The organism is Pseudomonas sp. JZ114, assembly GCF_051027705.1.
Taxonomy (GTDB): domain Bacteria; phylum Pseudomonadota; class Gammaproteobacteria; order Pseudomonadales; family Pseudomonadaceae; genus Chryseomonas; species Chryseomonas luteola.
The window spans coordinates 2,912,332-2,933,066 of record NZ_CP069256.1 but is presented as its reverse complement, the minus strand read 5'-3'; the positions used below and the strand labels follow the sequence as shown (position 1 = coordinate 2,933,066).

Annotated in this window: 22 protein-coding genes; 11 read left to right on the top strand and 11 right to left on the bottom strand. The window is 55.2% G+C overall.

Annotation, left to right across the window (positions count from 1 at the left end; genetic code table 11):
* Positions 1-90: 90 nt before the first annotated feature.
* Positions 91-1,386: an NCS2 family permease gene (locus tag JQR90_RS13820; protein ID WP_122044747.1), complete on the bottom strand. Its 1,296-nt coding sequence runs from the start codon at positions 1,384-1,386 to the stop codon at positions 91-93.
* 142 nt (positions 1,387-1,528) lie between these two features.
* Positions 1,529-2,935: a DHA2 family efflux MFS transporter permease subunit gene (locus JQR90_RS13815; RefSeq protein ID WP_122042008.1), complete on the bottom strand. Its 1,407-nt coding sequence runs from the start codon at positions 2,933-2,935 to the stop codon at positions 1,529-1,531.
* A 339-nt stretch (positions 2,936-3,274) separates the two neighbouring features.
* On the opposite strand from JQR90_RS13815, the gene JQR90_RS13810 reads away from it, so the two are divergent.
* Positions 3,275-3,508 carry a hypothetical protein gene (locus tag JQR90_RS13810; RefSeq protein ID WP_010795213.1) on the top strand — a complete coding sequence of 78 codons (234 nt, stop codon included), beginning with the start codon at positions 3,275-3,277 and terminating at the stop codon, positions 3,506-3,508.
* A 389-nt stretch (positions 3,509-3,897) separates the two neighbouring features.
* Positions 3,898-4,452, top strand: a complete 555-nt coding sequence (locus JQR90_RS13805) for a DJ-1 family glyoxalase III (RefSeq protein ID WP_019366336.1) — start codon at positions 3,898-3,900, stop codon at positions 4,450-4,452.
* A 38-nt stretch (positions 4,453-4,490) separates the two neighbouring features.
* Here JQR90_RS13805 and JQR90_RS13800 read toward each other — a convergent pair whose 3' ends face one another.
* Positions 4,491-4,811: a DUF3509 domain-containing protein gene (locus JQR90_RS13800; protein WP_010795211.1), complete on the bottom strand. Its 321-nt coding sequence runs from the start codon at positions 4,809-4,811 to the stop codon at positions 4,491-4,493.
* Between the two features lie 270 nt (positions 4,812-5,081).
* Between JQR90_RS13800 and JQR90_RS13795 the strand changes: the two genes are divergently transcribed.
* The 3 genes from JQR90_RS13795 to JQR90_RS13785 are packed head-to-tail and all read left to right on the top strand — an operon-like array spanning position 5,082 to position 8,799.
* Entirely contained in the window at positions 5,082-5,609 is a 528-nt protein-coding gene (locus tag JQR90_RS13795; protein ID WP_434140071.1) for a (2Fe-2S)-binding protein, read from the top strand.
* Positions 5,606-6,595, top strand: a complete 990-nt coding sequence (locus JQR90_RS13790; protein ID WP_434140070.1) for an FAD binding domain-containing protein — start codon at positions 5,606-5,608, stop codon at positions 6,593-6,595. The genes JQR90_RS13795 and JQR90_RS13790 overlap by 4 nt, the downstream gene beginning before the upstream one ends.
* Positions 6,592-8,799 carry a xanthine dehydrogenase family protein molybdopterin-binding subunit gene (locus JQR90_RS13785; protein ID WP_434140069.1) on the top strand — a complete coding sequence of 736 codons (2,208 nt, stop codon included), beginning with the start codon at positions 6,592-6,594 and terminating at the stop codon, positions 8,797-8,799. The genes JQR90_RS13790 and JQR90_RS13785 overlap by 4 nt, the downstream gene beginning before the upstream one ends.
* A gap of 61 nt (positions 8,800-8,860) precedes the next feature.
* Here JQR90_RS13785 and JQR90_RS13780 read toward each other — a convergent pair whose 3' ends face one another.
* The 4 genes from JQR90_RS13780 to purM form a co-directional block, all read right to left on the bottom strand.
* Positions 8,861-9,031: a hypothetical protein gene (locus tag JQR90_RS13780; RefSeq protein ID WP_019366332.1), complete on the bottom strand. Its 171-nt coding sequence runs from the start codon at positions 9,029-9,031 to the stop codon at positions 8,861-8,863.
* A gap of 219 nt (positions 9,032-9,250) precedes the next feature.
* The gene (locus tag JQR90_RS13775) at positions 9,251-9,967 is read right to left on the bottom strand and encodes a DUF3108 domain-containing protein (protein WP_010795206.1); all 717 of its coding nucleotides are present in this window, start codon (positions 9,965-9,967) and stop codon (positions 9,251-9,253) included.
* Positions 9,968-9,979: 12 nt separating this feature from the next.
* Positions 9,980-10,630 carry a phosphoribosylglycinamide formyltransferase gene (gene purN, locus JQR90_RS13770; protein ID WP_407362105.1) on the bottom strand — a complete coding sequence of 217 codons (651 nt, stop codon included), beginning with the start codon at positions 10,628-10,630 and terminating at the stop codon, positions 9,980-9,982.
* Positions 10,630-11,688, bottom strand: coding sequence for a phosphoribosylformylglycinamidine cyclo-ligase (gene purM, locus JQR90_RS13765; protein ID WP_434140068.1), 1,059 nt, complete (start codon positions 11,686-11,688; stop codon positions 10,630-10,632). Before purM ends, purN begins: the two co-directional genes overlap by 1 nt.
* Positions 11,689-11,981: 293 nt before the next feature.
* Between purM and JQR90_RS13760 the strand changes: the two genes are divergently transcribed.
* The 3 genes from JQR90_RS13760 to hda all read left to right on the top strand — a co-directional run bounded on the left by JQR90_RS13760 (position 11,982) and on the right by hda (position 14,952).
* Positions 11,982-13,046 (top strand): DUF2066 domain-containing protein, encoded by a 1,065-nt coding sequence (locus tag JQR90_RS13760; RefSeq protein ID WP_434140067.1) that lies wholly within the window; start codon positions 11,982-11,984, stop codon positions 13,044-13,046.
* A 113-nt stretch (positions 13,047-13,159) separates the two neighbouring features.
* A complete protein-coding gene (locus JQR90_RS13755; RefSeq protein ID WP_434140066.1) occupies positions 13,160-14,251 on the top strand; it encodes an AI-2E family transporter in 1,092 nt (363 codons plus the stop codon).
* Positions 14,248-14,952 (top strand): DnaA regulatory inactivator Hda, encoded by a 705-nt coding sequence (gene hda, locus JQR90_RS13750; protein WP_010795201.1) that lies wholly within the window; start codon positions 14,248-14,250, stop codon positions 14,950-14,952. The genes JQR90_RS13755 and hda overlap by 4 nt, the downstream gene beginning before the upstream one ends.
* Positions 14,953-14,987: 35 nt before the next feature.
* On the opposite strand, the gene wrbA is transcribed toward hda, so the two are convergent.
* Positions 14,988-15,590 (bottom strand): NAD(P)H:quinone oxidoreductase, encoded by a 603-nt coding sequence (gene wrbA, locus JQR90_RS13745; RefSeq protein ID WP_197871052.1) that lies wholly within the window; start codon positions 15,588-15,590, stop codon positions 14,988-14,990.
* Positions 15,587-15,940: an arsenate reductase (glutaredoxin) gene (arsC, locus tag JQR90_RS13740; protein WP_019366326.1), complete on the bottom strand. Its 354-nt coding sequence runs from the start codon at positions 15,938-15,940 to the stop codon at positions 15,587-15,589. Before arsC ends, wrbA begins: the two co-directional genes overlap by 4 nt.
* A gap of 118 nt (positions 15,941-16,058) precedes the next feature.
* On the opposite strand from arsC, the gene JQR90_RS13735 reads away from it, so the two are divergent.
* From JQR90_RS13735 to JQR90_RS13725, 3 genes are read left to right on the top strand one after another with little or no spacing between them, the layout of a single operon-like run.
* A complete protein-coding gene (locus tag JQR90_RS13735; protein WP_125887639.1) occupies positions 16,059-17,309 on the top strand; it encodes a YihY family inner membrane protein in 1,251 nt (416 codons plus the stop codon).
* Positions 17,306-17,770, top strand: coding sequence for a TlpA family protein disulfide reductase (locus tag JQR90_RS13730; protein ID WP_010795197.1), 465 nt, complete (start codon positions 17,306-17,308; stop codon positions 17,768-17,770). The genes JQR90_RS13735 and JQR90_RS13730 overlap by 4 nt, the downstream gene beginning before the upstream one ends.
* The gene (locus JQR90_RS13725) at positions 17,767-18,042 is read left to right on the top strand and encodes an acylphosphatase (RefSeq protein WP_019366325.1); all 276 of its coding nucleotides are present in this window, start codon (positions 17,767-17,769) and stop codon (positions 18,040-18,042) included. The genes JQR90_RS13730 and JQR90_RS13725 overlap by 4 nt, the downstream gene beginning before the upstream one ends.
* Positions 18,043-18,057: 15 nt before the next feature.
* On the opposite strand, the gene JQR90_RS13720 is transcribed toward JQR90_RS13725, so the two are convergent.
* The gene (locus JQR90_RS13720; protein WP_286787517.1) at positions 18,058-19,005 is read right to left on the bottom strand and encodes a hypothetical protein; all 948 of its coding nucleotides are present in this window, start codon (positions 19,003-19,005) and stop codon (positions 18,058-18,060) included.
* 8 nt (positions 19,006-19,013) lie between these two features.
* On the bottom strand, positions 19,014-20,729 hold the full coding sequence (locus JQR90_RS13715; RefSeq protein ID WP_010795194.1) for a proline--tRNA ligase: 1,716 nt from the start codon (positions 20,727-20,729) through the stop codon (positions 19,014-19,016).
* Between the last annotated feature and the right edge of the window lie 6 nt (positions 20,730-20,735).

Here is a 20,735-nt window from a genome sequence, read left to right as displayed (position 1 = left end):
TGTCGCTACGCATCGTCCAGACTGATCAGGCAGTACCACTGCCTCACAGCGTAAAAAAGGGTGGGCTAGGCCCACCCTCGGTGCTCAACATCAGGCGTTGAACCAGCCTAATTTGATGACGAAGAGAATGGATAGGATGACCAAGGCAATGTTCAGGTCACGTGTGCGACCCGACAATAGCTTGATAACTGTCCAGGAGATGAAGCCGAACGCGATGCCGTTGGCAATGGAATACGTCAACGGCATGGCCAGCGCCGTGATCAGAACGGGCGCAGCAGTGGTCAGATCATCCCATTCAATCTCGGCCAACCCCGAGGCCATCAGCACGGCGATGAAGAACAGCGCTGGTGCAGTCGCAAAGGCCGGAACGCTGCCCGCCAGCGGTGCAAAGAACAGGGCGAGCAGGAACAGACCGGCTACCACGACCGCCGTCAGACCTGTACGACCGCCAGCGCTGACGCCTGCAGCCGATTCGATGTAGCTGGTTGTCGTAGAGGTGCCCAGCAACGAGCCAAACATGGCCGCGCTGCTGTCCGCGATCAGAGCGCGACCCATCTTGGGCAGATGACCGTCCGGGCCCATTAGACCGGCGCGCTTGGCCACTCCGATCAAGGTGCCGGAGTTGTCAAACAAGTCTACGAACAGGAAGGCGAATATCACGCTCACCAGACCGATATCCAGCGCGCCCTTGATATCCAGCTGTAGGAAGGTTGGCGCCAGCGAGGGCGGCATGGACAGCACGCCGCCAAACGGCGTGGCACCAATACCGATAGCCACGAGCGTGACGGCCAGAATACCGATCAGGACGGCACCTGTGACCCCACGGGCCTCCAGCGCCACGATCAGGAAGAAGCCCAGGATCGCCAGGATCGGACCGGGTTTCGTCAGATCACCCAGGCCTACCAGGGTGGCAGGGTTATCTACAACGATACCCGCACCTTGAAGGGCAATCAGTGCCAGGAACAGGCCAATACCGGCTGCAATTCCTGAGCGTAGCGCCAGTGGGATGCTGTTGATGATCCATTCGCGGATGCGAAAGACCGACAGGATGAAAAACATCAGTGCAGACAGGAATACCGCCCCCAGTGCTGCCTGCCAGGTATGCCCCATGTGAAGCACGACGGTATAGGTAAAGAAGGCGTTAAGGCCCATCCCTGGCGCCAGCGCAATGGGGTAGTTAGCAATCATGCCCATGATGGCTGAGCCAATAGCGGCTGCCAGGCAGGTCGCAACAAATACCGCGCCTTTATCCATGCCGGTCTCGCCGAGGATGCTCGGGTTGACGAACAGGATATAGGCCATGGCTAGAAAGGTCGTAACCCCTGCCAGCAATTCCGTACGCACATTCGTGCCATGGGCCTTGAGTTGGAAGAGTTTTTCCAGCATGGGAAAAGGCTCCGAATAAGTTGAAGTCAGCGAAGGGCGCGCATGATAGCAGGTCCCCAAGCCGATGTTTCCGTTCATAATCTTTCTGAAAGCGATAAGCAGACGAAGCCGCATTGGCAGAGGGCTGACATCTCGCTCCTATTTATCCGTGGCGCGGTTGATGTCCCGTAACGGCATCCCCTGCATTGCGGGCCAGTCCAAGGCTGTCTATTACGCTTAACAAGCCTATTACGCCAATGACGATGAAGGCCGTGTGGAAATCGGTAAGCTGCGCTGTGGCATGATCGTTCCACTCCATGGAGGCCCTGAGCGCCAATGCGCCAATAGCCACACCAATACCGGTCGAGAGTTGAAATACCGTACTGAACAGGGTGGAGGCGTCGCTCATCCTGGGCTTGGGGACGTCGGCAAAGGCAAGTGTATTATTGGCGGTAAATTGCAGTGAGCGCGCCATGCCGCTTACGAATAGCAGGAGCAGAATAGCGGGCAGGGGCCAGCGCTCGGACAGCAGAGCGCAGAGCAGAAGCGTCACGGCGCAAACCAGACCGTTGACGATCAGGGTTCGCCGCAGACCGAACAGACGCATGACCGGTGTGGTAAATACCTTCATGAAAAGGTTTCCGGCAAACAGCGCTAGTAGAATCAGGCCAGCATGAAACGCATTGAAGCCAAAGCACAGCTGGAACATCAATGGCAGCAGAAAGGGTGCGGTGTTGATGCTGATACGAAACAGAGTGCCGCCATACAGCGACACGCGGTAGGTCTGAATGCCGAGGTTCGAAAGGTCGATCAGTGGATGTTCCTGCTGGCGCATATGCCAGACGGCCAATCCACCCAGCATGAGGCCTGCCAGTATCCATACCAGATTACTGCCCAGCGTATCGTGACCTTGACCGATTTGCTCCATGCCGAACATAAGCGTAAGGCAGGCACCGCTTACTAATAGAAAGCCAAACCAATCAAGTGGTGCCCGGCGCGTTTCGGTGCCGGTCGGAATCATTCGTAGAGCCAGAATAAGGGCGATCAGCCCCAGGGGCAGGTTAAGGTAGAAAATCCAGCGCCAAGACGTATAGGTGGTAATCAGTCCACCTAGCGGAGGACCTAGTACAGGTGCGATCAAGCCAGGCCAGGTAATAAAGGCAATGGCTCTGACCAGATCTTTCTTTTCAGTGATGCGCAACACTACCAGACGGCCTACGGGCACCATCATGGCACCGCCAATGCCTTGCAACACCCGGGCGGCAATGAATTGCTCAAGTGTCTGAGCAATGCCGCATAGCAGCGAGGCCAGTGTGAAGAAGCCTATAGCGCTCGCAAAGACACGGCGGGCACCAAAGCGGTCTGCAATCCATCCGCTGATAGGAATGAACACAGCAAGCGCCAGAATGTAGGCACTGATCCCAACGTTAAGATCGACAGCCGAACGCCGAAAGGACTCTCCCATTTGTGGAAGTGCCGTTGCGATCACGGTAGCGTCCAGGTTTTCCATGAAAAAGGTGGCAGCTACCAGTAGGGCTACAGAAGTCGACTGGCGTTTGGAATAAGACATGAGAGAAACATCAGGAAATGGATCAACAGCATCCTACAGATATCGTTAAGGGTGGGGTATAGCCAATAAGGTTGGAAAAGAAGAGAAAATGATTAATTTCAGCGAAGCGGCTGATAAATGCTAATGAAATTCCGAGAAAATATAGCTATCTGTTTGATTTCAAATGTCTCTTTTTCGATTTGTCTGCTCGTTCAGTCAATTGAGGTTGCCAGGAGGGCTGGAGGCCGCGCCATTGCTGAGGTTTTGCCCTTCAAAAACAGGTGCATTTGGTCGGGTTTTGATTTGTCAAGGAGGAGTTTTGAGTTACTGTATGCGTGTACAGTATCAAGGGTGTTCGTAATGCAGAATGATCTTTTCCACTCTGATGAAATCCTGCTTGAACTGAACCTGCGCCAGGAAAATGAACTGCTGCGTAAAGAGCTTGAGCAGCAGAAGCACACTATCGAAGGACTGAACGAGTCATACGCTGAGGCGCTGGCACGTATCGAGCAACTTCAGGCGCGTCTGGGGCTATGGTCGCCCAGCTTGCGTGGTCGTAAAACATCCAGAACGCTGCATCAAGCCGGCGTTTAAGTGACCTTGTAACCTACAGGGTCACCATAAATAACCAACCTACCTGTTGAGCTGGGGCGTCACGGCAGAGCCTGCGACGCCTTTTCTCTTAAAGCAAAGTAATACCAGCCCATAATATTAAGGCGCAATGATATTCACAAACTTTGCTTATGACAGGCGAGCAGGAAGGAGTATGTCGTTGCAGTGGGCCGACTTATCTTGCGAGTAGTACAAACAAGGCTCGACTTTTGCCGGACGCTCTGGAATGGCGAGTTTAGCTGCATTATGAATGGCAGCGATTGATTCTATTCCTGCCGATCTCCTCAACGAAGGTAACAAACTGAACCGTTTGTTGTTTTTAGAACCTATGCTTTGCACTAAGGTATGCGTGTCTGACAGCAGGAGGTTCCATGATTCGCGCTTTGCTTGCCGTTGCGGACGGTAATGAGGATATCGAAACCGTTACGCTGATCGATGTACTGCGTCGTGCTGGCATCGAGGTACTGGTAACCAGTATCGAGGCGCGTCGCCAGATTACGCTGGCCAGAGGTACCCGCTTGATGAGCGATGTGACCTTACTGGAAGTGCAGGCCATGAGCTTTGATCTTATTGTCTTGCCTGGCGGCATGCCAGGCGCTCAACGGTTGGCCGATTGCACGGCGCTGCGCCATTTCATGCGACGGCATGTAGAACAGGGCAGACTCTACGGAGCGATTTGCGCTGCGCCTGCTGTCATTCTCGAACCCTGGGGGTTGGTCGAGGGTAAGCGTATAACCTGCTACCCAAGCTTTATCGAGCAACTCGAGCAAGGGCAATATGTCAACGAGCCCGTCGTAGTGGATGGCCGTTGTGTCACTAGCCAAGGCCCCGGTACAGCCCAGCTGTTTGCTCTTGAGCTGGTCAATCAGCTTGTGGGTAAGGAACAGCGCGACACCGTTGCAGAGGCGTTGCTGACACCCTTTTGATAGCACGTTCCGTGCGCCGTCGTGGGTCAACGGCGCACCTAGGCAGTGCCATCGGAAGCCGCACCTTGCCGGCCAATTGATGGCGTAAGTGCCTGATCATTGGCCGGCTCCGAAAGCGCTTTCATCACCGAAATTCCTTGGCCTGCGTCAATGGCCAGCCCAAACCGTATGGTGTCGATTACGCGCTGAACCCTTGCCGGGTCTGCCAGTTGTTCCGCTGTGATGATTCGGCGGATTTTCGAGCCTTTCTGGTCGGTCAGTACCAGCGTGACGCTACCTTCCAGATTTTCGATCAGAAAATTGATACTGAAATCCGCCTCGAACGCTTGTGCAATGGATTGCAAGGGACTCATTGCCATAGTGCTTTTCCTCACTGCCTTCACGTACCGCTCAAACACCATGAAGGCTGTGCAAAAACCGAGCCTTCAGGCGAAGCCTTTTATATCTGTAGTGAATAACGGTTTCTGGTCGAGCATCGCACTGAGTCCTCCATCACATCTTGCCATGGGTTTGTGCTGAACCCTTGACGGAAGCTTTCAGTCGTATTCATGAAATAGACATCCAATCGATGCCTTTCATGAAAAAAAGAGTGACTTCAGATCACTCCCCTTTACGACCGTGAGGCCTTTATGAATGCGACTCCTGCTCGCCAGCTTCGGCCCGACGCCGGTGCTGATACCCATACGATTTCCCTGATCATCAATGGTAAACAGCATGAGCTGACCGTCGAGCCCTGGACGACATTGCTTGATCTGCTACGCGAACACCTGGACATGACCGGTACGAAGAAAGGATGCGACCATGGACAGTGTGGTGCCTGTACCGTGTTGGTCAACGGAACCCGCATCAACTCCTGCCTGAGTCTGGCCGTCATGCAGGACGGCGCTGAAATCACAACTATCGAAGGCCTGGCCAACGGCGATGAGTTACATCCCATGCAGGCAGCCTTCGTTGAGCAAGATGCCTTCCAGTGCGGTTATTGCACTCCGGGGCAGATCTGTTCTGCCATTGGCATGATCAAGGAAGGCAAGGCGCAGACGCGTGATGAGATTCGTGAGCAAATGAGCGGAAACCTGTGCCGTTGCGGTGCTTACAACAACATTCTGGCGGCTATCGAGCAGGCCATGCCTGCCTGCAAGGGAGGGCCACGGGAATGAATCGCTTCAGTTATTCAAAACCCCAGCAAGTCACCGATGCCATCCAGCAGTTAAGTGACACGGGGCGGTTCATCGCCGGTGGGACCAACCTGCTCGACCTGATGAAGGAAAACGTGGCACGCCCCGACCAGCTGGTCGATATCAATGCGTTGCCCTTGCGCGAGATCGAAACGACGCAGGCCGGGGGCTTGCATATCGGGGCATTGGTCAAGAACTCTACGGTTGCCTACCATCCTGATGTCGAGCGGGTGTATCCCTTGCTTTCTCAAGCCATTCTGGCGGGTGCCTCGGCCCAGCTGCGCAACATGGCGTCCACCGGGGGCAATCTGCTCCAGCGCACGCGTTGTTATTACTTCTACGATATCGGCACGCCCTGCAATAAGCGCGAGCCGGGCTCAGGCTGCGGGGCGCTCAATGGCCAGAACCGCATCCATGCCGTTCTGGGGCACAACGATCAGTGTATCGCCGTCCATCCATCTGACATGGCCGTTGCGTTGGCTGCGTTGGAGGCCTCGGTTCATGTGTCAGGGCCTGAGGGTGACCGCGTGATTCCGATGAGCGAGTTTCACCGTCTGCCTGGTGATACACCGCATCTGGATACCAATCTAGGGCAGCATGAACTCATTACTGCTGTTGAGCTGCCTCCCAGAGGATTTGCCGAGAACTACGCCTACATCAAGATCCGTGACCGAGCGTCCTATGCTTTTGCGCTTGTCTCGGTTGCCGCGGCGCTGGAGCTCAACGGCGACAACATAGGCACAGCCCGTATTGCCTTGGGAGGTGTGGCCCATAAACCCTGGCGTAAACCTGAGGCTGAAGCATTGCTGGCAGGCAAGCCGGCTACCGAAGAGAACTTCCGGGCAGCTGCAGAATTGCTCATGCAGGGTGCCCAGGGGTTCGAGCACAACAGCTTCAAGATTGAATTGGCCAAGCGCGCCATTGTGCGTGCCTTGAGCGAGGCTGCTTCAGGAGTAAATGCCAAATGACAGCTTATCTAGGAAAGGCCGTTTCTCGGGTCGATGGGCCACTCAAGGTAACTGGCAAAGCCCTTTATGCCGGTGAGTTCGGTACAGCCGACCTCTGCACCGGCTATGTCGTCAACAGCTCGGTAGCCAAGGGCCGCATCCTGAGCATCGATACCCAGGCAGCGCTCAGTGTTCCGGGTGTTCTGGATGTCATTACCCATGAAAACCGTCCCGAGGTGGCATCGTATAACGAAAGCTACACCGATATGGACGCCGCAGATGGCAAGCACTTTCGTCCTCTCTATAACGACCGAGTCCTGTTCAACATGCAGCCGGTTGCGCTGGTGGTGGCAGAAAGCTTCGAAGCTGCTCGCTATGCGGCTTCGCTGATTCGAGTGGATTACGAAACCGAGCCGCATCAGGCTGACATCTACGCTCAGCGTGGCGATGCTCATAAGGCGCCTACGCCCATGCCGCCAGATCGAGGCGATGCCGATAGCGCCTGGGCGAGTGCACCAGTCAAGATCGAGGCGGAATACCATTCGGCCGCCGAGTTTCACAATCCGATGGAGATGCATGCCTCTACGGTCATTTACAACACGGATGGCAAGTTGACCGTCCACGACAAGACGCAGGGCGTGCAGAACAGCGCTCAGTTCATTTCCAACATCTTCGGACTGCCTGATGGAGATGTACGTGTCGTAACACCTTTTGTAGGTGGCGCCTTTGGTTCTGGTCTGCGCCCACAGTATCAACTGGTACTGGCGACCATGGCGGCGCTTAAGCTCAAGCGTTCCGTTCGTGTAGTGCTGTCCCGCGAGCAAATGTTCTCGTTCGGTCATCGCCCGGAAACCATCCAGCATTTCCGGCTGGCGTGTGACCAGGAAGGCAAGCTGGTTTCGACTATCCATGAAGTGGTAGGCGAGACTTCAAGCTTTGAGGACTTCACCGAGATGGTCGTGGTCTGGTCCGCTTCGCTCTATGGATGCCCCAACGTGCGGCTGGATTACAAGCTGGCTCCCCTTGACCTCTATACACCGCTAGACATGCGTGCCCCAGGCGCTGTGCTAGGTGTCTATGGCCTTGAATCCGCGATGGACGAGCTGGCCTACGCGGCCAACATTGATCCATTGGAGTTTCGTATCCGCAACTTCACGGATGTCGATCCTGCCTCCAACAAGCCTTACTCAAGCAAGGAGTTGCTCGAATGCTACCGCCAGGGTGCCGAACGGTTTGGCTGGTCCAAGCGTAGTCACGAACCACGTTCAATGCGCGATGGCAAGCAGCTGGTAGGGTGGGGAATGGCAACCGGTGTCTGGGAGGCCATGCAGAATCCCGCCAGTGCCAAGGCAGTGATCAACATCGACGGTAGCTTGGTCGTCTCCAGCGCTACAGCTGATATCGGTACGGGTACCTATACCGTCATGACCCAGATCGCAGCGGAAATCTTCGGCCTGCCTCTGGAAAAGGTCACATTCAGATTGGGCGACTCGACTTTGCCCAAGGCGCCCCTGGAAGGGGGATCGTTTACCGTTTCTTCTGTTGGTTCCGCCGTTAAGCAGGCATGCGAAACCCTTCAACAGCAACTGCTCGATCAAGCCAAGGAAGAGGATCAATCGCCCTTCAGCAACCTTGAGTTGACCGACGTCGTTTTCGAAAATGGCGAAATTTGCATCAAGGCCGCACCTGCCGAGCGAATCAAGATCGCTGATCTCTTGAAAAAGGGGGGGACGCCAAGTATGGAGGCTTCCGCCAGCGCCTCGCCCAAGAAGGAGCGGGACGATTACACAACGGCTACCCACTCTGCAGTGTTTGTAGAGGTCAAGATCGACGAAGACTTCGGTACGATTGAGGTCAGCCGGATGGTCAGCGCTATTGCGGCGGGGCGCGTTTTGAGCCTCAAGCCAGGACGAAACCAGATCCTGGGCGGAATGGTCTGGGGGATTGGCATGGCCATGCAGGAAGAGGGGATGCTTGATAAGGATCTGGCCCGCTGGATGAACCACAACATTGCCGAATACCATTTTCCGGTAAACGCCGATGTGCATGATCTGGATGTCATCTTTGTCGAAGAGCACGACGAGATTGTCAATCCGCTTGGCGCAAAAGGGATAGGCGAGATCGGTATTGTAGGGGTTGCGGCGGCCATCGCCAACGCGGTTTATCACGCAACAGGCAAGCGTATTCGCGATCTGCCAATTACCCTGGATAAGGTTTTCGAATAAAACGACTGATCAAAAAAGCCCGCCTCTGACAGGCGGGCTTTTTTATGGATACTGCTTTAAATCAACGCTGACTTTCTTCTTCGATCTGCGCTTTATACGCGACCGCATCGGCCTCGGAATGATAAATACCGACTAAATGGCCTTCCTGGTGAACGTCCCAGACAGATAAACCCAGTGAACGGGCTTCTTGAGACATATGGTTTTCGTCGCGTTCAGTCACTGTAACGGTCATTGTCTTTCTCCTTGGTTAAAAGGGCACGCAAGGCAGCTAACAACTCGATCATTGATCAATCAGGAAAAGAGACCAAGCTGATTGTTTGCAATAATCTGTTACATTTATAGCGACAATATGTCGCTGATACAACAGGCGGCACGTCATTCTGTAAAAATACGGGCAATAAAAAACGCGTCTTACCTTTCGATAAGACGCGTTTTAGAGGTGCCAGGCTATTTAGCCTTGCTGACCTTTCACCGGCTTGCCGTCAACGGAGCCGTCTTCCAGCATGATCTGGTATTCCTTGCCATCGGTTTCCATCTGATACAGGCGGACCAGCAGGTAATCCCAGTTCTTCGCAAACCACAGTTCAGTCTTACGGTTGCTCTTGGTGGGATCTCGAACGCGCTCGACTTTGATGGCATCAACCAGACCCACCTTGGTGCGCACGCGCTCCTCGCCAATTACGCGAAAGTCGTAAGTATCGATCTCATCACCATCGACCACCTGGTAGCTCATGCTTTTCTTGCCGTCTGCCACATCATGCTGCAAGAGCAGCTGGTAAGTGGACTTGTCCACCAGACCACGGTCTAGCGGCAGGTTGACCGAGTCGCCTTTTTCAGTGCCGGTGACTTTCTTCGCGGTCCAGTCAAAGGTCAGCTTGCTTTCACGGCTTTTACCCAGGCCATGGCGTGAATAGCTATAGCTCGTGGGCAGGAACGTGTCGCCTTCATAGCGGAACGTACTGGCTTCGGTCAGGCCCGCCACCAGCATGGAGGCACTGAATTCAAGTTTCCAATTGCCATCCTGCTGTTTTGTCAGGTGCCGCTCAGCTGAGCCACTCATGGGCATCTGCTTCCAGTCGGCGGTATAGCTGGCATCAAAGGGTTTAAGGTCGAACGCATGGGCGGGCAGGGCCAGCGCAAATGCGATCAGGCACAACAATCGTCGCATGGGATATTTCTCCTAGGATCGAATGACATGTCCAGTAGCCGGCAACGGCTGGGCATCCAGTTCAGCGCCTCGCTCAGTCAGCCGTAAGCGCCCTTGGGCGAACCAGCTGACAGCCAGAGGATAAATTACGTGTTCCTGTCCGTGAACGCGCTGGGCCAGGGTTTCCGCTGTGTCGCCAGGATGAATGGGAACGACGGCCTGTACAACAACCGGGCCGCCATCAAGCTCTTCCGTAACAAAGTGAACACTGCAGCCATGCTCCAGATCGCCTGCATCCAGCGCACGTTGATGCGTACGCAGACCGGTATAGCGTGGCAACAGGGAAGGGTGAATATTGAGCAGCCGGCCTCGGTAATGGGTCACGAAGCGCTCCGTCAGGATACGCATGAAGCCGGCCAGGACCAAGAGGTCCGGTTCAAAGCGATCAACCAGCTCGACGAGGGCAGCGTCGAACGCCTCCCGATCAGCGAACTGTGTATGGTCAAGAACCTGCGCCTCGATGCCCGCTTGGCGAGCACGCTCCAATCCGTAGGCATCCGCACGGTTGGAAACCACCGCGCGGATCTGGATGGGCGCCTCCGGGCTGGTCGAGGCATCGATCAGTGCCTGCAAGTTGCTACCGGCACCTGAGATCAATATCACGACATTACAACGTGCAGGCATCAATGCGTCTTCAGGTTGTTCAGTACAACGCGAGGAGCGCTTTCATCGCAGGCGGCGATCTGACCGATTACCCAAGGCTGTTCACCCGCATCGCGCAACGTGTTCAGCGCCTTCTCAACGTGCTCCTGCGCGACGCAGATGACCATGCCAACACCGCAATTCAGCACGCGATGCATTTCTGTCTCGTCAACGTTGCCCTGCTGTTGCAGCCAGTCGAATACAACCGGACGTGTCCAGCTCTCCACGTCGATGACTGCCTGCGCGTTTTCAGGCAGAACGCGCGGAATGTTTTCGAGCAGGCCGCCACCAGTAATGTGGGCCATCGCTTTCACGGCGCTGGTGTCCTTGATCAGCTTGAGCAGGGGTTTGACATAGATACGCGTCGGCGCCATCAGAAGGTCGGTCAAAGGTTTGCCGTCGAGCTGGATGCTTTCGATATCCGCGCCTGCAACCTCGATGATCTTGCGGATCAGGGAGTAACCATTGGAGTGCGGGCCGGAGGAGGGCAGCGCGATCAGCGCATCGCCGGTCGATACCTTGGAGCCGTCGATGATCTCGGCCTTTTCCACCACGCCTACGCAGAAACCAGCCAGATCGTAGTCTTCGCCCTCGTACATGCCGGGCATTTCGGCGGTCTCACCCCCTACCAGCGAGCATCCGGCCTGCTCACAGCCTTCGCCGATACCGGTCACTACCTGAGCCGCGACATCAACGTTCAGTTTGCCGGTGGCATAGTAGTCCAGGAAGAAGAGTGGCTCGGCGCCACAGACAACCAGGTCATTTACACACATAGCAACAAGGTCGATACCAATGCTGTCATGCTTTTTCAGATTCATTGCCAGACGAAGCTTGGTGCCGACACCGTCCGTACCTGAAACCAGAACCGGCTGCTTGTAACCGGCCGGGATTTCACAGAGGGCGCCAAAACCACCGAGGCCGCCCATGACTTCCGGGCGGGCAGTACGCTTGGCGACGCCTTTGATACGTTCAACCAGGGCTTCGCCTGCGTCGATATCCACTCCGGCGTCCTTGTAGCTCAACGAGGGTTGCTTGCTCATGAATCCAGGCCTTTTAAAAATGCTGCGAAACAGGCTATGCCGCGGGCACAGCTTTTGAGAGGCGGCGATTTTACCAGAAGCAATCGGGAAACGGCGCTTCCTGACGAGGCACTGTTGGTCATCGAATGGCCTTGTCAGGCTTATTCAGCTTTTATTCAGTCATAAAGGAGCCTTTTGGCATAAAGCGCGGTCTGATTTCACCGTGATGCTGCACATAACCTGCCCTCAGGCTTGCCGACGGGCAGGGCGCCTTTTAAGGTATGCCTCTTCGTTCCTGCTTGCCGAGACTCTACATGCGTCGTTTTGCCTTTCTGCTTACGCTCTGCCTGCCCTTGCTGAGCCAGTCTGCTTCAGCAGCCTTGGTGGAAGGTCTTTATCAGGTGCGCGAGCCCGTTGCCTCCCAGCAGCCCTCAGAGCGCGACGCTGCGCTGGGGCGTGCCCTGCAGGATCTGGTGGTTCGTTTGACTGGCGATGCGAATGCCGCTCAGAGCCCTGCCTTATCCGAGTCGGTAAAAAGCCCTCAGCAACTGATTACCCAGTACAGTTACGATGCCGGCCCGCCAGCCGTGCTGGTCGTCAATTTCGATCCTGCATCCGTCAACCGTACCCTAACGCAGGCGGGGCTGCCTATCTGGGGAGCCAATCGTCCCTCCGTGATGACGTGGTGGTTGAATGATTCTGATGGCGGTAGTGCCCTGGTGGGTGACAGCCAGCCAGCGGCAGCTCCTTTGCAAAGGGCCGCTCAGGACAGTGGCCTGCCGCTCGTCCTGCCCTTGGCAGACCTCAGTGAACAGCTGGTCGGTACTGCCGAAAATATTGATTCCGGTAAGCCAGACGCTCTGCGTGAGGCTTCCAAGCGTTATAGCAGTGATGTATTGCTGGCGGTTCATGCCAGGCAATCGGGTGGTTCCTGGCAGGCTCAATGGCGGATGTGGCAGGGGACCAATTCGGCACAGGGCAATGCGCAGGGAGCCGATCTGGATGCCTTGGCCAAGACTATCATGCATGAGCTAAGTACACGTCTGGCCAAGCAGTTCATTACCAAGCCAGGTTCTACACAAGCACTGACACTAGTAGTGGGTGGGGCCAATTTCGAGCGCTACTCTCAGCTGCAAAAGCTGCTGGAACCCATGGGTGCTCGGTTGCTCAAGGCAGAGAATGGACAGCTTCGCTATCAGCTGACCGCTAACCCGGATCAACTTCATGCACAGTTAGGCCTGGCCGATCTGGAGCAATCTTCTGCACCGGTCGATGCCAACGCGCCCGTTGCGGCACCGGACACCCAAGCTGCACCAAGCGCTTCACAGCCGCCCGCACCTGCGCCAGCACAACAGGTACTCTATTATCGCTGGCATTGATCGGGTCCGCTAAAGAGAGACCTTACCGCAGTCCGATCATCAGACACTCCTAAGCCGCCTGGCCTTCGCCTAGCGGCTTTCTTTATGCACAAATTATTTAGCGAGAAACGAACATGACGACACGCCGCTGGTATGTCATTGGCGGGCTGGCCGTTTTGCTGTGGCTGCTGCACTCGGTGCAGCCTATTCTGTCTCCCTTTCTGATCAGCATGTTACTGGCCTACCTGGGTGATCCATTGGTAGATCGGCTGGAGCGGCTGGGGCTCTCCCGCACATTGGCCGTGCTTACGGTATATCTGGCCTTCCTGCTGGTTCTGCTGGGCATGCTGCTTGTCATCGTGCCCATGCTGGTCAGGCAGTTCATCCGTCTCTACGAGTTGATGCCTGCCATACTCGACTGGCTCCAGTTCACCGCATTGCCATGGATTCAAATCAAATTCGGTCTTGCAGACAGCTTCTGGCGCTTCGATCGTATCAAGGCGGTACTAGCCAGCCATCTGGATCGTACCGGTGATATCGTCGGTATCGTTCTTGCCCAGGCAACGTCTTCCAGTCTTGCTTTACTGGCCTGGATCGGAAACACGTTGTTGATCCCGGTCGTAAGCTTTTATCTGTTACGCGACTGGGATGTCATGGTTGGCAAGCTCAGGGGCCTGCTCCCGCGTCGACATGAAGGTTTGGTGGCTCGGCTGCTGGGTGACTGTCATGAGGTGCTGGGCGCCTTCCTGCGCGGGCAGTTGATGGTCATGCTTGGCCTTGGAATCATCTATGCCGGTGGGCTGATGCTGGTAGGGCTTGAGCTGGGCCTGTTGATTGGTCTGCTGGCGGGACTGGCCAGCATTGTCCCGTATATGGGATTTGCGGTTGGCATCACGGCAGCCATGGCTGCTGGATTCTTCCAGTTTGGCCTTGATTGGTATCCGCTGCTGGGCATTCTCGCGGTATTTGTCTTCGGACAAATGATCGAAGGCATGGTGCTGACACCGCTTCTGGTGGGTGATCGTATTGGCCTACATCCCGTTGCGGTCATCTTTGCCGTTCTGGCGGGTGGTCAACTGTTTGGTTTCAGCGGTATTCTTCTCGCATTACCCGTAGCCGCCGTCTTGATGGTTCTGCTGCGTCATATCCATGATTTGTATAAACTTTCCGACCTTTACTCCAAACCCGGTCGACCTGAATCCAGCGAGCCGCCAGACACGGCATGAAACCGATACAGTTACCCTTGGGTGTGCGTCTACGCGATGACGCTACCTTTGCCAATTATTATCCCGGCGCAAATGCGGCGGCGCTGGGTTATGTCGAGCGCCTATGCGAGCTGGACGCAGGTTGGGCTGAAAGCCTTATCTACCTCTGGGGAACGGAAGGCGCCGGGCGTAGCCATTTGATGCAGGCTGCCTGCCTGCGGTTTTATCAGATGGGTGAGCAAGCCGTTTATCTGCCAATGGCCGAGCTTTCCGGGTATGGAACCGCACTGTTTGAAAATCTCGAACAGTGCGAGCTGGTTTGCCTGGATGATCTGGATGCCCTGGCAGGCAAGCGAGAATGGGAAGAGGCGATGTTTCATCTCTTCAATCGTGTGCGGGATGCTGGAAAGCGGCTCTTGCTGTCTGGCTCCAAGCCTCCACGGTCATTGCCTATCAAGCTTCCGGATCTCAAATCACGGCTTACCATGGCATTGGTCTTCCAGCTTCAGCCGCTGTCTGATGAAGACAAGCTGCGCGCGCTGCAGCTGCGCGCCTCTCGACGGGGTCTGCATCTGAACGAAGAAGTGGGACGCTATATCCTGACGCGTGGTTCTCGGAGCATGAACTCCTTGTTCGATGTGCTGGAGCGCCTGGATCATGCCTCTCTGCAGGCCCGGCGCAAGCTCACCATTCCGTTCGTCAAGGAAATCATGGATTGGTGAGCCGCTACCTGTTTACGGCGCTGTAGCTAAGCACTTCAGCGGCGCGACTCCAGTTGCAGGGCTGTGGCTGCAAGGCGCTTGCCTAGCGCACGGCACAGCGTGATCTCATGTTCATCCAAGGCCCGCTTGCCATCGGTTCCGGCAAAGTGGCTGGCACCATAAGGTGTGCCGCCGCCTTTGGTTTCAAGCAGGGCGCTTTCGCTGTACGGCAATCCGGTTACCAGCATGCCGTGATGGAGCAGAGGCAGCAGCATGGAGAGCAGCGTGCTTTCCTGACCACCGTGCAGACTTGCAGTGGAAGTGAAGACCGCGGCCGGCTTTCCTACCAATTCGCCTGTCAGCCACAAGCTGTTCGTGCCATCCAAAAAGTACTTCAGCGCCGCCGCCATGTTGCCGTACCGCGTAGGGCTGCCCAAGGCCAGGCCGCTACAATGCCGCAGATCATCAAGGCTGGCATATAGCGCGCCTTCCTCTGGGATTTCTGGTGCGGTTGCTTCACATACTGTCGACACACTCGGAACGGTCCTGATACGTGCCTCCAGGCCACCCATTTCGACTCCGCGGGCAATCTGCTGAGCCATCTGGGCTGTAGCGCCATGTCGGCTGTAATAAAGCACCAGGATATAGGAAGCACTCATGGCAGTATCTCCAGAACCTTTTCTGGCGGACGGCCAATGACCGCCTTGTCGCCTACGATGAAAATGGGGCGTTCAATCAGTTTCGGATGACTCGCCATGGCTTCAATCAGTCTGTCTTCAGAAAGAGTTTCATCCGCCAGGCCTAGCGCTTTGTATTCCTCTTCGCCGGTACGCAAAAGCTGACGAGCCGGGATGCCCAGTTTACGCAGAATATCCTTGAGATCTGTAGCGGTAGGGGGCGTTTCAAGGTAGCGAACCACATGCAGGTCCAGCTTTTTTTCCTGCAGCAATTCGAGTGCGCTGCGGGACTTGGAGCAACGAGGATTGTGGAAGAGTATCGATTCGCTCATTGAAAAGGTCGCATCGTTATGGAGGTGACAGCTATTCTAACGGGCCTCCGATGGTCTGAACGAGCATTGTGCCGGGTAATTGGATTCAAGACGATTCACGCATGGTTGAGGAAATAGAATGCGTCAGCGCCTGAGCGACACATTTGAATGGGGCCGTTTCCTGGTCAAACGCTTTCTTGGCGATCGAGCGCCCAACAACGCGGCGGCCTTGACCTACACCACCCTGTTTGCCGTCGTTCCCATCATGACGGTGACCTTTGCCATGCTCTCTGCCATTCCCGCCTTTCAGGGAACAGAAGAGCAGATTCAGATATTCATCTTCCATAACTTCGTCCCTTCGACCGGCGAGACCCTGGAGGAGCACCTGCGTGGATTTATCGAGCAGGCCCGCCACTTGACATGGCTAGGCGTCGCGCTGCTGGCAGTAACGTCCCTGACCATGTTGGTGACCATCGAAAAAACCTTCAATGACATCTGGCGCGTTTCCCAGCCTCGTCGGGGCATGTCCAGTTTTCTCCTGTATTGGGCAATCCTCAGTCTGGGGCCTCTTTTGCTAGGCGCAGGCTTTGCGATCAGCACCTATATCGCGTCGCTGTCCATGATGTCCGGTCGGTATGCGGTCATGGGAACGGCCGTGCTGCTCAAGTTCATGCCGCTCCTCTTCAGCATGGCTGCCTTCACCTTGCTCTATGCCGCGGTACCAAACACGCGTGTTCCGCTCAAGCATGCGTTGGTTGGGGGTATCTTTACGTCAGTGCTATTCGAGGCGGCCAAGTCATTGTTTGGCTTGTATGTCATGTTTTTTCCGGGCTACAAGCTGATCTACGGCGCTTTTGCGACCATTCCGCTTTTTCTGGTCTGGATTTACGTCTCCTGGCTGATCGTTCTTTTTGGCGCTGAGTTGGTGTGCAACCTTTCTTCCTCCAAGCAGTGGCGCCGACAGCCAATCCCTACGTTTCTTGTCTTACTGGGCGTGCTTCGTGTCTTTCTGGATCGGCAACAGACAGGCGCCTCGCTCGATCTTGTCGAGCTCCAGAAAAGCGGCTGGAAATTGCCTGAGGATCAATGGCAACCCATTCTGGACTTTCTCAAGAAAGAGAAACTGGTGTGCCACACCAGTAGTGGAAGATGGGTGCTCTGCCGGGATCTCAACACATTCACCCTGACGCAATTGATGGAAAAGAGCCCATGGCATCTACCAGAAATCGATCGTCTTCCTGAGGTCGAGCGCTGTACAGGTGACTGGTATCCTCCTCTGATTGAAGCGCTTAAACAGCTTCATGAGCAACGTGAGCAACTTCTGGGCGGCAGTCTCGCCAAGTGGCTGAAACCTGAAGCCAAACCAGTATCTTCCATGGAGTCAACATGATTACTAAAGCGTTACGTGGCGGCCTGCTTGCCGTCAGTTTCTTGTTGGCAGCCTGTACGCCGGATTACGGAAATGACCAGTATGGCCATAAAATCGACAACGCTCAGCTGGACGGGCGGTGGTTGGTAATTAATTATTGGGCAGAGTGGTGCGGACCCTGTCACAAGGAAATCCCCCAGCTCAATGCCTTGGCCAAAGCCAATGCTGAGATAAGGGTGCTAGGCGTTAACTACGATCACCAGCAGGACGATGCATTGCGTAAGAGTGCAGAAACGATGGGTATTCAATACGCCGTCTTCCAAAAGGATCCTGCCAAGCATTTCGATCTGCCGGTCAGCAATGTCCTGCCAGCCACCTATCTTGTTGACCCTCAAGGCCGTTTCAGGGAAAAGCTTGTAGGGGAGCAAACGGCTGCGGTCATACAGGCACGTATCGCTGAGCTGGAGAAGCAGTCACCATGAGCAGTCAGGCAAGGCATATCCACGTTGACGGACGGGTACAGGGCGTCCGTTATCGAGAAAGTGCCCGGGAAGAGGCAGAACGCCTAGGTATCACAGGGTGGGTAAGAAACCTGGACGATGGGCGTGTCGAGATAAAATGTGAAGGCGAGCCAGAAGCGCTGGAGCAGTTTCTGGCATGGCTTCGTCATGGCCCCGCACAGGCAAATGTCAATCAAGTCCTGGTTCAGGATCATGCGCCATTGGGGCTTGGTAACTTTACAGTATGGCGCTAACAGCCATATAGATGCTTACTGGCTGATGGTCTTGGGTGTTCCGGTTGCTTTGGCTAATGCAGTGACAAACTCATTTTGCAGCTCCGGATCATTGTGGGTCAGCTCGATCAGGTTCTGTTCCAGTTCGCTGGATTCTTCTTCCAGGCCTAGTTCAGACAAGCGCTTTACACGATGAACCCAGCGAGTCACATCGTCCTCTTCAAGGTCATCGTAAATAAGCTCATGGGCCTCCAGAAGTTTGCTACGCAGGCTGCGGCTTACCGTTAACGTGCGCTCGGCTTTGGTCTGGTCTTCAGGGTCGATAACCGTGATGTCCAGCTTGCCAATGCCGCTGATGTCATGACCTGCAAAAGGGTCTTCCAGCAGGTTCAGACGCAAAAAGCCGTTTTGGTCGGTCAGCAGCTCATGTCGAGCCTTGCCCGCCTTGACTTCAACGGGGCGCTCAGCCCAGGGAAGGCTGGTGTATTCGACGCGTTTATCGAGCTGCTTTTCATCAATGCTGGCCAGGTTCTGCTCGGAGCGCCCATTGGACGCCACGTTCATGAACGGGTTAAGGCCGTCCAGCCCATAGACGACCAGTCCATGTGTTGCGCTTTCAGGAAGACTGCCAAGAAGAGGCACATTGAGAATATTGGCGCCTATGCCTGCCACGAGTGTTACAGCTCCCAGCGGAACCTCATAAAGCTCCCGCCAGGGCTGATAAGGCGTATACCGATCGTAATGACGTGTTACTTCGAAATCAGTCACTTCATAACGATGTTGATCGAGTACCTTGATTCGTCGCTGTGGCAGTTCGAGCACTTCTTTTTCGCCAGCATTGATCTGCAGGCTGTGTTCGATCAATTTGCGATCGACGCGCTCCTCGTGCTCGCTGCGCTGCGGTAAGTGATTGGCGCACCCAGAAAGCACCGTCACACTGGCAAGCGTGACGGAAAGGAGAAAAGAAGGGCTTCTTACAGGCATGGCTTGGCTCAACGATTAATGCGTGCTTCCAAAAATGGCAGCAATTCATTGATCGGCACATTCTGGTTGTCCTGCTCGCGGCGTCCTTTGTACTCGTAAGTACCTTCAGCAAGGCCGCGATCACCTACTACGATCCGGTGAGGAATGCCGATCAACTCCATATCTGCAAATTTGACGCCGGGACTTGTCTTTTTGTCACGATCATCCAACAGGACTTCATAACCGGCAGCAGTTAGCGCCTGATACAGTTGATCCGTTACTTCCCGTACGCGCTCGTTTTCATATTTCAGAGGAACCAGCGCAATGTGGAAGGGAGTAAGCGCATCGGGCCATAGGATGCCGCGTTCATCATGATTCTGCTCGATGGCTGCCGCGACGACACGAGACACGCCGATGCCATAGCAGCCCATAGTGAGCTTGACGGGCTTTCCTTGTTCGCTCAGGACGGTCAGGTTCATTGCTTCACTGTACTTGGTGCCAAGCTGGAAAATATGACCGACCTCGATGCCGCGTTTGATGACCAGGTTGCCCTTGCCGTCGGGGCTGGGATCGCCTGCCACCACATTGCGCAGATCAGCGACCTCAGGCAGCGGCAGGTCACGCTCCCAGTTCACTCCAAAATAGTGTTTGTCATCAATATTTGCACCTGCTGCGAAGTCGCTCATCATGGCAACCGAGCGATCAATGACGCAAGGCATCGGAAGGTTCAGCGGGCCTAGGGAGCCAGGGCCTGCGCCAATGGCTGCACGAACTTCCGCCTCAGTAGCAAATTCGAGAGGGGAGGCAACAAGTTCGAGATTGGAGGCCTTGATTTCGTTCAGCTCATGATCGCCACGAATGATGAGCGCAACGAGCGTGCCTTCTTCTGCGCCATGTACGATTAATGTCTTGATCGTCTTCTCAATCGGCAGATTGAAGTTCTCTACCAGCGCCGCGATGGTTTTGGTGTCTGGTGTATCAACCAGGCGAAGCTCTTCAGTAGCCGCGCCGCGTGAAGTTTCACGGGGTAGCGCCTCAGCCTTTTCAATATTGGCTGCGTAATCGGAACTGTCACTGAATACGATATCGTCTTCGCCGGAGCTGGCCAGTACATGGAACTCATGGGAGCCGCTGCCACCAATGGATCCGTTATCAGCTTGAACAGGACGGAAGTTCAACCCGAGTCGGGTGAATACGTTGCAGTAGGCCTGATACATTCGATCATAGGTTTCCTGCAGCGATTCCTGGGTCATATGGAAGGAATAGGCATCCTTCATGACGAATTCACGCCCACGCATCAGGCCAAAGCGAGGACGAATCTCATCGCGAAACTTGGTCTGAATTTGGTACATGTTGATCGGAAGCTGCTTATAGCTGTTGAGCTCGTTGCGCGCCAGATCTGTAATCACTTCCTCATGGGTTGGGCCTACGCAAAAGTCGCGCTCATGACGATCCTTGAGGCGGAGCAGTTCGGGGCCATATTGTTCCCAGCGGCCTGATTCCTGCCACAGCTCGGCGGGCTGAATGGCTGGCATGAGTACTTCCAGAGCGCCGGCCGCATTCATCTCTTCGCGTACAACAGTCTCAACCTTGCGTAATACACGCAGGCCCAGCGGCAGCCAGGTATAGAGGCCGGACGCCAGCTTGCGGATCATGCCGGCGCGTAGCAGGAGTTGATGACTGATGACAGTGGCATCAGAAGGCGTTTCTTTCAGGGTAGAGAGAAGATACTGACTAGTACGCATGAGGGC